Annotated in this window: 10 protein-coding genes; 2 read left to right on the top strand and 8 right to left on the bottom strand. The window is 55.5% G+C overall.

The genetic code is table 11. The features are described from left to right. Positions 1–59: 59 nt before the first annotated feature. A complete protein-coding gene (locus RBB76_RS25925) occupies positions 60–440 on the top strand; it encodes a DUF4267 domain-containing protein (protein WP_429634165.1) in 381 nt (126 codons plus the stop codon). A gap of 54 nt (positions 441–494) precedes the next feature. Further along, a complete protein-coding gene (locus RBB76_RS25920; protein ID WP_429634163.1) occupies positions 495–926 on the top strand; it encodes a hypothetical protein in 432 nt (143 codons plus the stop codon). Between the two features lie 222 nt (positions 927–1,148). On the opposite strand, the gene RBB76_RS25915 is transcribed toward RBB76_RS25920, so the two are convergent. The 8 genes from RBB76_RS25915 to RBB76_RS25880 all read right to left on the bottom strand — a co-directional run bounded on the left by RBB76_RS25915 (position 1,149) and on the right by RBB76_RS25880 (position 12,320). Further along, positions 1,149–2,243: a serine hydrolase domain-containing protein gene (locus RBB76_RS25915; protein WP_429634161.1), complete on the bottom strand. Its 1,095-nt coding sequence runs from the start codon at positions 2,241–2,243 to the stop codon at positions 1,149–1,151. A gap of 632 nt (positions 2,244–2,875) precedes the next feature. After that, positions 2,876–3,436, bottom strand: a complete 561-nt coding sequence (locus tag RBB76_RS25910) for an aspartyl protease family protein (RefSeq protein ID WP_429634159.1) — start codon at positions 3,434–3,436, stop codon at positions 2,876–2,878. A gap of 151 nt (positions 3,437–3,587) precedes the next feature. Continuing rightward, positions 3,588–5,462 (bottom strand): aspartyl protease family protein, encoded by a 1,875-nt coding sequence (locus tag RBB76_RS25905; RefSeq protein ID WP_429634157.1) that lies wholly within the window; start codon positions 5,460–5,462, stop codon positions 3,588–3,590. 73 nt (positions 5,463–5,535) lie between these two features. Beyond that, positions 5,536–7,389: a DUF885 domain-containing protein gene (locus tag RBB76_RS25900; RefSeq protein ID WP_429634155.1), complete on the bottom strand. Its 1,854-nt coding sequence runs from the start codon at positions 7,387–7,389 to the stop codon at positions 5,536–5,538. A gap of 72 nt (positions 7,390–7,461) precedes the next feature. Continuing rightward, a complete protein-coding gene (locus RBB76_RS25895; protein WP_429634153.1) occupies positions 7,462–8,748 on the bottom strand; it encodes a dienelactone hydrolase family protein in 1,287 nt (428 codons plus the stop codon). A 495-nt stretch (positions 8,749–9,243) separates the two neighbouring features. Then, the gene (locus RBB76_RS25890; RefSeq protein ID WP_429634151.1) at positions 9,244–9,621 is read right to left on the bottom strand and encodes a winged helix-turn-helix transcriptional regulator; all 378 of its coding nucleotides are present in this window, start codon (positions 9,619–9,621) and stop codon (positions 9,244–9,246) included. A gap of 2 nt (positions 9,622–9,623) precedes the next feature. Continuing rightward, positions 9,624–11,564, bottom strand: a complete 1,941-nt coding sequence (locus tag RBB76_RS25885) for a TolC family protein (protein WP_429634149.1) — start codon at positions 11,562–11,564, stop codon at positions 9,624–9,626. A 3-nt stretch (positions 11,565–11,567) separates the two neighbouring features. Then, positions 11,568–12,320, bottom strand: a complete 753-nt coding sequence (locus tag RBB76_RS25880; RefSeq protein ID WP_429634147.1) for an ABC transporter ATP-binding protein — start codon at positions 12,318–12,320, stop codon at positions 11,568–11,570. Positions 12,321–12,338: the final 18 nt, after the last annotated feature.

Here is a 12,338-nt window from a genome sequence, read left to right as displayed (position 1 = left end):
TGGCCACTACAAGGATCATCACATATAGCGTTGCTAGATTCTATACCAAGGAGAAGTTCATGCACTCCGCCCTCCCGCTCGCTATCGCCGTACTCGTCTCTGTTGGGATCATTGTGATCGGATGTTTCTACGTTGCCGCTCCGGAGCGAATCGTAGGAGGTTTTGGGCTTAAGCCACCTGCACCCGACGCTGACACTCGCGCGTGGCTCCGTCTCAAGGGAGTCCGGGACGTCGCAGCTGGATTGGCCGTGCTGACCCTGATGTTGACCACGGACCACCGGACCGTAGGCATAGTCCTCCTTGTTTTCGCCATCATCCCATTCGGCGACATGTCCAACGTGCTGTTATCGGGCGGTCGCAAAGTCACAGCATTCTCCGTACATGGCGTGACCTGCGCGGTAATGCTCTTCGCGGGCATCCTACTGATTCACGCATTTTAAGGAAGCGCATCACATCACTCGCAAATTGAACGAAGGAATCAATAGGAGCCGCTCATGCACTTGTTCACTATGGCAACTGTCTTCATCGTAGTTTCTCTGGTAAGCGTCGAGTTCTCCGTTGCTGCCTTCGTAGACCCCGCCGCGCGGCGACTTGATCCCCAACCGCAGCTGAACCTACTCAGCCGTTTGGCTTCCGTGCTTGGAAAAGTGATGCCGGTCTGGTATCCCGTGAGTGCTCTATTGCTTGTTATCCAGACCTGGCTATCTTGGCACTCGTCGGGGCGCGGCATTCTCCTTACAGCTACAGCGATCTGGCTCCTTGCTTCGGTCGGATCGATCCTTTTCCTGGTTCCGCTGAATACTCGCGTGGCAAAAGGTGATGCCGATTGGCAACGGATACATCGAATCTGGGACAAGAGACACCGTGTCCGAACTGTCGCTCTCGCCGTCGCGGCCGTCTTGTTCACATATGTAGTTGTGCGCTAAATGGGTGTTCCGCTCAGATTGGTAATGCGAAACGCCGATTGCGTCAGTCATGATCTCGGCGAGTGCCAAATCGCCAAGGCGCTCATAGAGCATAGGCCGAGCTGCAAACGTGCTTTGGCCTGTTGTCGCTCATCTAGATTTCATAGTGCCTGGGGTAAGCAAACGCAAATACGATTGCACACTATCAATCCAACGAGCGCAGCGTTGCAGATGACGCAGATGCTATTCGGTCGTCGTGGCAGACAAGATTCTGAGTAAAACATCCTGTGATCGCTGCTGACCCCATCGGGTGCCGTACGCGCTTGAGGTGATCGCAACCACCATATGGAAAGAAGGCACGATGTAGATCTTGTTGCCGCCATTGCCAGAAGCGAAGTGTACCAGGACTTTGTCATCGCCAACCGGCTCGGCCTTCGTGTACCACATATACCCATAAAAGTCCGAATAGGGATCGCTGTCGCTGATCGGCACCTGGTTTGCAAGGCTGGCCGTGACCCAATCATGGCTGACAAGGCGTTTGCCATCTACAACGCCGTCGTTCAACATAAGTTGCCCAAGAGCTGCGGCGGAGCGGGCCGTGATTTCGAGGTTTCCTTGTCCTGTCGTCCGATTGACAGGAATATGCCTCCAGCGAAAGTTCTGGATATTCAAAGGGCCGAAGAGATTGATTCGGGCAAAGTCATCCAAAGGGGTCTTGGCAGCATTCTCGACGATCACTCCGGTGAGGAATGCGTTTACTGAGCAGTACAGATATTTCTCGCCAGGCGTGCGCTTCATGGGGATGGCATAGACCGACTTTATCCAGTCCGAGGATTCGTCGAGCCGGTTTTCGTTGCCGGGACTGGCAGGATCTTCATCGTCCGCATCGAGTCCGGAACGCATGTTGAGAAGGTCTTTGATCGTGATCTTTTCCTTACCGTCTTGCGGCAGCCCCGGAAGATACTGCGAGATCGACTCGTCGACACCATGGACTACCTGATTGTCGATGGCGATGCCCATTAGGAGAGAGGTGAGGCTCTTCGTAGCTGACCGGATATCATGGAGCGTCGTCGCCGAGTCGCCGTTGAAGTAGTGTTCACTTAGCAGAGCGCCATTCTGGACGATGACGATACCCTTCAGATCGTGGTGCTGCTCTTTCTCCATATCGGCGTATAGCCCGTCGAAAGCCGCGGAACCCATCGGGGACTTTCCGGTCAGAGATGGACTCCAGACGATGCCATTGGGGAGCGATTTCGCTGGCGGCGCCTGCTGCGCCGGGGCGACGGTGACAAATAGGGAGACGGCGAGAGGGCACACGACGGCCAGAGATCTGAACATGCCCGGGATACGCGGTATGAGCAGGAAAGGTTCCCGGACAGTATGGTTGTGAGTGGCTTTTGTTGTCGCAGTTTGTATCGAAGGACGACCCTCAAGGAGCTCGCATGGGTCATGAGCATAGTGCCGGCAAAAGCGCCTGTCCGCAACACGAGGAGGCATACGACAACTACGTAGTATCCACGCTCAAATCGAGACGGAGATACACTTGCAGTCGGTCCACTGAACAGAGCACCGACAATAGAACCAACGAACATTACAGCCAGTGTGTAGTCGACTCGGTAAAACATCTATATCCCCTCCAAAAACACGACCATCTAAAGCGCCAGTTTGTTCCAATCTCTCGCCCAGTTCCGGGATTCGCTTCGCCTGCCGCAAATTATCAGCCTTGAGGTTATGAACACGAAGACCGCGTTAGCTGGCGGCATGTGGCGAAAGCCATGCATGCCCAGACGCTAAATCGAGGATCAGTGTCCACTTCTTGAAAAACTGTGCAGCGATATTGCCATCCATAATCATGTCTGGAGTTCTGGCTGTTCCCTCGACTGGGATACCAGCAGCGATGTCGAACCTCACTGGCTGAGGTTCCTTCTTGTCTGGGTCCAGACGGAACAAGCTGGCCAGATGACTGGCTATCACAAAGTCCCGCCGTTCCCAGAGTCCAATTCCATCCATGCCATGCCAAGCGGCGTCGGGACACCTACGTCTACGGCGAGAGCAACACCTTCGGCATCACGTACCAGACGAATAGGAATCTCTTTCGCGTTTCGTATCCTTTTTATAAGGCTGGCCCTACTCTCTAGAATGAGCAATCCGTTCGATTCATCGAATGTGATCGCCCGACCGGCAAGAATATCCAAGCCCAGTGCACCGTCCAGATGCGGAGCATCGGACGGCAAGAGCGTCATGATGTCGAAGACTCCAGCGATCGGCGCTGTCAAAGTCTCTCCAGCAGTTTTGAACTGCAGGTTGTCACAGCGTGGAAAATCCAGCCTTCCTCCGGTCATGCGAAACCCGGTAATTCTCCCCCACGGTACACACCCAACAGTTTTTGCAAATTCTGAACTAATGGTCGAAACGCCCTCACCCGTATCGAAGAGAAACAGTCCAGTATGTCCATTGACTTCAGCGCGGATCGTAAGCGCTGTTCCGAGGTACGGTTCAAGCCTGATCGTTGTTGGCTCTGAAGACCTCATTTCCCCTCGCATCGGGGGGACGCCGCACAGCAGTAACAAACATATGATTATCGTGCGCACAGGGTTTCTACACTCCTTCAGGTTTCAGAGACTCGTTAGAAAAAAAGATCAGGGCCCACTGGAAATGCGCTCATCGAGACGCGTTTATTGCTTAGGAGGGCTTCTGATCGATGGAGACAACGGCCATCGTGGCGCGGATGGATGTTTGCTTGCCAGCACGAAGGATGTTGAAATCATGGGTTTCATCTGTGCGTAACAGCGTGTCGCGGAGCTGGCCCAGGGTGAAGCTCGTGGCTGGTTTGCCGTCTAGGCCGGTGATAATGTCACCCTTGAGGAATCCCTCTTTCTCTGCGGGGGAGCCGGCGCGGATAGCAGTGACGAGAAAGGTGCGGAGGTCGTCGCCGCTGGCGATAAGGGTGAGGCCAAAGGTCTTGCGCTCAGGGAATGGGGCAGCGGTCTTGGCGGTGGGTTCGAAGATGACGCGGTGGTGTGGATAATCGAGGAAGACATGGTAGCGAGTGTAGATGCCTTCGCCAACCGTCCCGTCGAAGATGTCGTCGCTGTATGCGCCCGCAGTGTTGGCGGAGAGGCTGACAGGAATACTGCGGGCAACCAAGCCGCCGACCCGAAACTCGTCGATGTGACCGCGCATGTTGGTTTGGGCGAAGAACTGGTTCTCAAGGCCGGCGGGCTTCGTGGCGCGAGTATCGGTGCCTGCGAGCCGAACGAGACTGTGCTGCTGCACAAAGGGTGAGTTAAACGTCATCGTGTCGGCGGCCCCGAAGTCCATGCACATACGCGCGGGGATGGCGGGTTGGGTAGGTACTGAAATTTGCGTTTCGAAATAAGGGATGCCGCTATCGAAGGTGATCGGAACGACAAAGCCGTGACCCGTGTACTGCCAGGCTGAAGGTTTGTGGAGAGTCATGATTTTGGCCTCATAGTCAATTTCGACAATGAAGCGGCTGAGAAAGTCGTAACCGAGGATGCCGCCGAGAGGGATGCCGAGAGCTTTCTCGAGGCCGGTTTGATCGAGCAGATCGACGTGCTGATTGTGCAGTTCCATACCGGGAAAGGTGAAGCTTGCGCCAGATGCGAAGCTAAACTGCGCAAGGTTCCCGCCACCGTAACTTGCGGTTGCGCCGTAACTGGAGAGTTTGAAGGCGGCAGCACGCGGAGTGTTGATGGATTCGTGGTCGTCACCGGTGTCGACAAGAAAGCCGATTGGCGCGGTGCCGTTGACTCGCGCTTGAAGGATGATGTGATTTGCCTCCATAGAAAATGGGAGCTTGACGCTAGACTTGGCCATGATGACGTCGGAGCCTTCCTGTTTGATCGGGGCAAAGGTGGACGCACCAGCGGGTTCGAACTGAACTAGTGCTGCGATGTGGTAGTCCGAATCGGGCTTGTCTCTTTCTTTGATGACAATGTGCTGCGGAGTGAAGACGCCGCCGGAATGCTGCCATTCGCTGTATGTGGTGACCTGATCGGCCTCAGTTCCGCGGATGATGGTTTGGACTGGAAGCGAGGTGTCTTGATCGATGATCCACTTGATGCTGATGCCATGGGAAGGCGTGAAGAGTAACGCAACGCTGTGGGGTTCCGAGGTCGAGGTGAGCGTCGCTTGATCCATGGCTGCCGCCGGGCCGAAAGCAATAACGGCGGCGATAAAGGCCTCCGAACGGCGGCGTGCAAGTTCGACGCCATCAAGGGACCGAACGAAGCCATTCCAATCACGGGTTTGCGCGATGGCGGGTGTGACGAGAAGCTCATTACTGTCGGAGTCGCGCTCGGTGTCGCGGCGCAGGATGCCCGAGGGAGTAATCCACTGATCGACGGTGGCGGAGACGTCTTCCTCGTTGGCGGTGAAGCGCTGATGAAGCGTGCCGTGGCGGGTCGCCGTACCGACCGCGTGACGCCAGGCTTCAATTATGCTCGGCACCGGGGTAGACTGCGCGAATGCGGGTGGGGCTAAATTCGTTGCAGCGAGAGTTAGACTGAGGTGGATAAGTCGGCTGAATTTCATATCAATAACCCACAGGTGAAGAGGAGTTTCTCAAACTAAAGGATCTTCTATTCGTTTTTGAAGGCGAGCTTATCTACTCTTTCTTCTTAGTTGCTAGCCACGCATCAACCCGCGTCTCCAAGATATTCAGCGGCAAGTTTCCAGCACTCAGAACTTCATCGTGAAATTGACGGATGTCGAAATGAGAACCAAGCTCCTGCTGCGACCGTTGGCGGAGCTTGAGAATCTCGAGTTGTCCGATCTTGTAACTGAGACCCTGCGCCGGCCAAGCAATGTAGCGGTCCACTTCTGCCTGAATCACTGGCTCGTCCGCGCAACCGCTTTCACGAAAATATGCCACTGCCTGGTCGCGAGTCCAACCATTTGCGTGGATGCCAGTGTCGACCACCAGCCGAACTGCGCGCATGAGTTCAGTATTGAGCCGCCCGTAATCGGAGCCGGCGTCCTGAAAGAAGCCGATCTCTTTGCCCAATGCCTCAGCATAGACAGCCCAGCCTTCGGTGTAGGCTGCGCTGAAGAGATGCTTGCGAAACTCTGGCAGATCTTTCAGTTGCTGCTGCATCGAGATTTGCAAATGATGACCAGGGATACCTTCGTGGTACGCGATAGTTTCGTCGCTAAGCAGACGTCGCTGTGCATAGTTTGAGGTGGCAACCACAACCCGCGCCGCTCGCGACCCATCCGGTGTGCCACCGATATAGTGCGTTGCATTGCCCGGCTCCGAAGTGGGAACAGCTTCTACGGTCAGTGCGGTCGTGGGATATACATTAAACAGCTCGGACAACTTCGGCTGCATCTGCGTTACATACTTTCGGAAATCGTCAACGATCTGGTCCGCAGATTTCGGAATGTACTTCGGATCATCGTTCAGTGCGGCTCTGAAACTGGCGAGATCGGTGTATCCCTGCTTGTGAGCCAGATTGGTGAGAAGGCCGGTAAGTCGGGCTACTTCCTGAAGGCCAAGCGTATGAATTTGAGCTGCCGTCATGTCCGTCGAGGTCTGCTCCTTGATTGCTTGTTGATATCGGCGAGCGCCGTCTGGCAACCCGCTGAGGCCTATCGTTGCACGGCCGTGAGGAGCGTAGTCCTTGCTGATGAAGTCAGCAAAGTTTTGAAAGGCGGGCAAAACCTCTGCACCGACGACCGCATTGATCTCGGTGGTGAGGCGCTTTTGGTCGGCAGCGCCGATTGAAGGCGGAAACTTTTTCGTCGGTTCCACGAATGGGTTCTCGGCGATCACCCCTTGGCACTGCGCAGGCACTTGATCGAGGAGAACACGTGGCGGCATCAAGCCATCTTTTTCTCCCTGCCGCAGCACCGCAATGGTCTGCTTAAAGACACGCGGGATCTGACGCAAGCGCGCAATGTACTCCTCATAGTGCTGGACAGAATCTAGTGGCACGGCATTTGGAAGATCGGCAAGGCTGTTCTGCACTCCGCCCATTTGAGAGATTGGCATCTCGTACTGTTTCAGCTCGTAATCGATGATCCGTTCTTCCAGGACCTGAATAAACAGGTCATGGGAGATGCGATCCTGCTCCGGGAAGCCCGCATCCGAGACGGCTTTGATCTTCTGCAGGTACGCTTTGTCCACTGCATTTTGCCGTGTACTGGCCGCAAGTGAATAGTCGTCGAGCCTGGCATTGTCGCTGTAGTCCCCAACGGCAGTCTTGCTTTCCGGTGAGATGTTCAGATCATTCTGGTATTGCTGCGCAAAGAGGTTGTTCTGCGCGGATAGTCGATCTTCGGCGCTTGGAAGGAAGACTGAAACGAAAGAAGAACGACTATGCCTATACGGATCGGGAGTAGTTAAGCCAAACGCCTTGACAGTGCCAAGAGCGAACAGGAATATGAGTACAGGAGCAAGCGCGGTTCCGGTTGAGCGCGGGATGCGACTGTTGAGAAAGTTATGCGACAAGAGCGGCATTATCACCTCATCTTTCTAATCATCTGACCTATCTCCGAAGCGAGGGCTGGTCGATGTTGACCTTCATAAAATCTATTGGGAGTGTCTTGCACTCGGGTAGCTGCTACTGCTTCGCCTAGATTGGCCCAGTTTGACCAGTTCAACCTTCGCGTGCTCATTGTCAGGATTCAACTCGACAGATCGCGCATATGACATACGCGCATCTTGGATATCGCTCATCGCCTCGTAACCATCTCCAAGGCTGTCCCACGCATTCGCGGAACCGGGATAGGCCCTTGTGTTCAATTTGAACAGCACAACGGCTGACGACGGATCCTTTTCCTGAAGAAGGGTATAGCCAAGCCTATTGATCGTCTCCTCTTCGCCTGTCATGTAAAGGTGCTTGGGATCGGCAGCGAAGCTTTGGAATGCCTTCCACGCGCTCTCCTCTCCTGTCCGAGCAGCGGATCGCATTATCTCGGCAAACGATCCAGGACGGAATATAATTCCCATGATGTGCATGGGGACGCCGTTTTCAGCGGGAGTTCTACCCAGAAACGCCTTCGCCGCAGAGTCATGCCTAACGTAGGCATTCAGAAACTGAAGCATGTAAAGTGCAACCCAAGAGTAGCTCGTATTGGCGTCGTTCCGTCCATAATCTGCGACCTGATCCCACTCCGCGAAATCTTTGGGTGTCTTGAAGCGTTCAATCATCGAGGAGAATTCAGGATGGGACATTCCTAACATATTGACCGTCATGAGATCCGCATGTGTCCACTCATTCAGGACGTTGTGCCCTGTCATGTCCATGCCGGAGTGCTCGATGTCCTCGATAAAGTTTTCTCTGTTTGAGGTAAAGAAGAGAAGTGGGACATTCAATTGCTCCGGGTGAATAGATCCAGCTTTTGCCACGAAGCTTGGGTAATAGCGTATGCTGCCGTCCATCTCGGCCAAGACCTGAATGCGAGGGTCCCGCGCAGCAGCGAACAAACTCGATATTCCTCCCCAACTCCAGCTCACAACTGCGACCTTGGACACGTCCGAGTCGGAGAGCGTTTCGGCATAGGTAATGAGGAATGAGATGTCGCGAGCCTGGGAGTCAATCCCCGCCAGGTCGTCAGTCATATCACCCGTCGACACTCCCATCGACCGACTGGCAAGAACGACATAGCCATGGCTGGCAAGGTACTCGCACAGATCGGCATTTTCCCATGCTATGGATGAATCGCTGGGAGCGTAAATGAGAACCGGGAAGTGCTCCTGCGCCATTTGTGCGTCGCGCACCGCCCACAGCGGAACATCGAAGGAACTTTTCAACCGTCTGCGCCATTTGTTGTGCCCCGGATCAGGCGCGTCGAAAGAAATTTCGGTATCTGCCAATGCCACATAATCTCCAACTGTCATTGGCTTAGTCGTGCTTTTGAGCGCCGGATACCAGATGAGCGTCTGCAGAGGGCGGCTTCGTTGCCGGGCAGGTGCTCCGGGACCATCAGCTTTGGCGGGAAACTGTCGTGAAGGATCGTACTGATCCACCACCTTTAGGCCCACGGAATAGGGCCCGAACTTTTGCATAAATTGAAACGAAGGAAACTGCGAGAGCGATGTTCTCGAGCCGAAGAGCAAAAAGGGTATGAGAGCTGTCAGTGTCCTCGTTTTACAAGTCATAGATTCTCCTGTTTATCTGTTCGCCCTCTTCAACCAAGGCATGCCAGGGAGAGCGAGCTTCTCTAGCCAAGACGCAACGCAGCTCGGAGTGATCGGTGAAACTCCTTCGTGTAGTCAGCGAGTTTCGCAACAGCCTCATTCCTCCTCCTGTACATTCCCCTGCAGTTCCGTGAGATAGGCATGATGCCAGTTGTTCGCCGCTTACTGAACCTATTTTTTGTCATTTCCCAATTTTCCAAATTGAAGGCCTCCCCACTTTGCCAGGTGATCCAGAAGGGCACAAACCCCTTCTCTCGTACTTTCAGCCAACTCGTATTCGATATGAAGCACGAGATCGCTCATGTCCTTTCGAACGACGATTCCATCAGCTTCCAATTGGCGCAAGTTTTGGGTTAGCATCTTTTTGGAGGCCCCAGGAACGATCCTTGCGAGTTGACCGAGTCGAACAGGACCAGACCGCATAGCACAGAGGATTTGAAGTTTCCATTTGCCCCGGAACAAGACTTCAGCAGTCAGATTGGCGCGCCGCACGTATCGTGAAACTTCGTTCTCTGCTCCAAAACTCTGGTCTGCTCCTCTCATCATCATGATTACCGCTTAACCGGTGCCGCTGCATCGACACCTCTACGGGCAGAATCTATCGAAATTGCGTTGACCGCGAGCGTTCTACCTGTGGCGCGGTCCAGTTCAACGCGGGCCTTCTGGTAGGCAGTGCGAGCGCCCACGAGAGCGGACTCTGCCGTAGCCAGGTCGTGGCGTGAGGAAAGGGTCTGCAAGGCGGACCCTGCGCCGAGAGACTGCTCCTTGGCCGTAATCTCAAAGGTCTTTTGAGCGAGGTCCCGAGCCTTGAGTGCGGAGGTTACACGGGCCGCGCCTTGCTCTAGGGCATATTGGGCATTGCGAACTTCAATGCGAATCTGCTTCTGCAATTGTTCAGCACGGAGCTGGGCTTGGCGAAGTTCCAGTCCGGCGCGGTACTCGTCGGACTTGGAGACGCGATTACGCAACGGGACGTTGAGTGAGAGGCCAACATAGTAGTCTGGAGCATCGTTCTTGAAAGCATTTGCGAGCTCGCCGGAGTTACTAGTGGGAGAGACGGATGGAATTCCTGAGGCGGCGTTGTCTAGACCGCCTAGACCGGTTCCGCCGTACCAGGCGGTGAGGGCAAGCGAAGGCAGAAGCGAGTTGCGAATGGCGGCGAGGGAGATATCGCGGTTCTTGAGATCAATTGAGGACTCGGAGAGCTCAATGCGGCTCCTGAGAGCTTCTTGAATGATGTCTTCAGTAGGCGCGGCGGTGGCGAAGACAGAATCAGCGGCCACGGTGCTGAGATCGGTGGGCTGGACGGGCATGGCCTCAAGGATGGGGTCATCAAGGTTCTTGGTCAAGGCGTTCTTGATGAGGAGCTCCTGGAACTGGAGGTTGGACTTGGCGATGGTCAGGTCCTGCTCGCGGTTCGCTACTTCGCCTTCGGCTTTGAGTGCATCCAAGGCCGGAATGGCCTGAATGGCTACCTGTTTACGATCGCTCTCGAGGGTTTGGTTCGCGAAGTCGAGCGAGGCCTGCTTGACCTTCTCGTCTTCGTAAGCACTGACGAGGTCCCAGTAGATGTTTTCGATTTGAGTAACGGTGCTGACTACTTGAAGTTGGAAGGCCTGGTCGGAGATCTTCTGGTTGTTGCGGGCGATGCGGAGGTAACGGAGGTTAGGACCCAAACCAAAGCCGGAGAGGAGTTGTTGTTGGAACTCGACGCGATAGTAGCTGTCGAGCTCCGGGGTAAGGATGTTGTCCAAACTGTTAGTGGCTATCCGGTCGTTGTTGAGCAGGAAAGTCAGCGTCGTGCCGGTGGCAAAGGCCTGCGTGTAATTGAACTCTCCGTAGATGCCGTTGCTGCGCAAGGTGGGGACGCCGTAACCGACGGTGTTGGCGAGGGGCTGGGTGTAGTGTTCGTCCCAACCGGTGATGCTGATGGTTGGGTCATAGGAGGAGACGGACGAGCCGCTGCCGAGGGTAGACTCGACGAGACCGCCCGCACCTCCACCCGCACCGCCCGCGCCACCGCTGGTGCCACCCGCACCGCCCCCGGTGCTGGAACCGAGGTCCGCGCCGCCGCCGCCGGGGGTGTTCCGAACGACACCGGTGTTGACGCCGCGGAAGACGCCGCCTGCCTGAGTGCGGAGAATATCGGCCTTGGCGATGGGAATGTTGTAGCGAGCGATGGCGAGGTCGAGATTGTTTTCGAGCGCGAGCTCGATAGCATCCTTGAGGGACAGGTGAAGTACCCCTTCCGAGATGAGGTTGTCGATGTGCGCTGAGTTGGCGAGATTGGGCTCGGCGACCGGGGTGCTGCGATATGCGGACAAGGGATTCCAGGAATGAGGGATGTCGAGCCGTAGCGTGGGTTGCGGAGCGGCGGGAGTCTGCGCAGCGAGCGTGGTCTGGGCGTACCCTTCCGTGCTCGCTAAAGGAAGCAGAGCAGCGCTGGTGAGTGTGACGGCGAAGGCGAAAGTAAGGCGCGAGCTTAGGGGCATAGTCTAGACAGCAGTTCCGGTGGAGGTGCTCTCTTCAGATGCGGCGAGCAGTCGAAGCAACTCGTCTTCGCTAACGACCTTGCCGTCGAACAGGTGGATCTGGCGTTCAGCGTGTGCGGCGAAGCGCGGGTCGTGAGTCACCATGCAGATCGTTGCGCCCTCGGAATGGAGGTCCTGCATGAGGCGCATGACGGCCTCGCCGTTTTTGGAGTCGAGATTTCCAGTTGGCTCGTCAGCTAAGAGGATCGAAGGTGAGCCTGCAAGCGCGCGGGCAACGGCGACACGTTGTTGTTGACCACCCGAGAGCTGTGCTGGATAGTGGCTCGTGCGATGTGCCATATTCACGCGCTCCAGCGCATGCAGTGCGCGCTCCTTGCGTTCGGCGCCTGCCATGCCGGCACGATACGTGAGGGGCAGCTCGACGTTCTCGAAGACCGTGAGGTCGCCGATCAGGTTGAAGCTCTGGAAGATGAAACCAATCTCCTGGTTGCGGATACGGGAGCGGTCAGCGAAGCCGAGGTTAGCCACGGCTTTTCCGTTGAGTGTGTACTGACCGGTGGTCGGCGTATCCAGCAAGCCGAGGATCGAGAGCAGTGTCGATTTGCCACAGCCAGAAGGTCCTGACATCGCGACGTATTCACCGGGTGCAATGGACAGGTGAACACCAGCGAGGGCGTGCGTTTCGAGCTCGTCAGTGTAAAAGACCTTGGTAAGCTGCTCGATGTGGATGATGTTGGACTGCGAGAGATCATTCATGAGATCCTAATTTTCCTT

Origin of the sequence: Tunturiibacter psychrotolerans (genome assembly GCF_051013365.1) — a bacterium.
In the GTDB taxonomy this organism is placed as follows: domain Bacteria; phylum Acidobacteriota; class Terriglobia; order Terriglobales; family Acidobacteriaceae; genus Edaphobacter; species Edaphobacter psychrotolerans_A.
The sequence above is the reverse complement of the archived record's forward strand: the minus strand, read 5'-3'. Positions and strand labels throughout refer to the sequence as shown.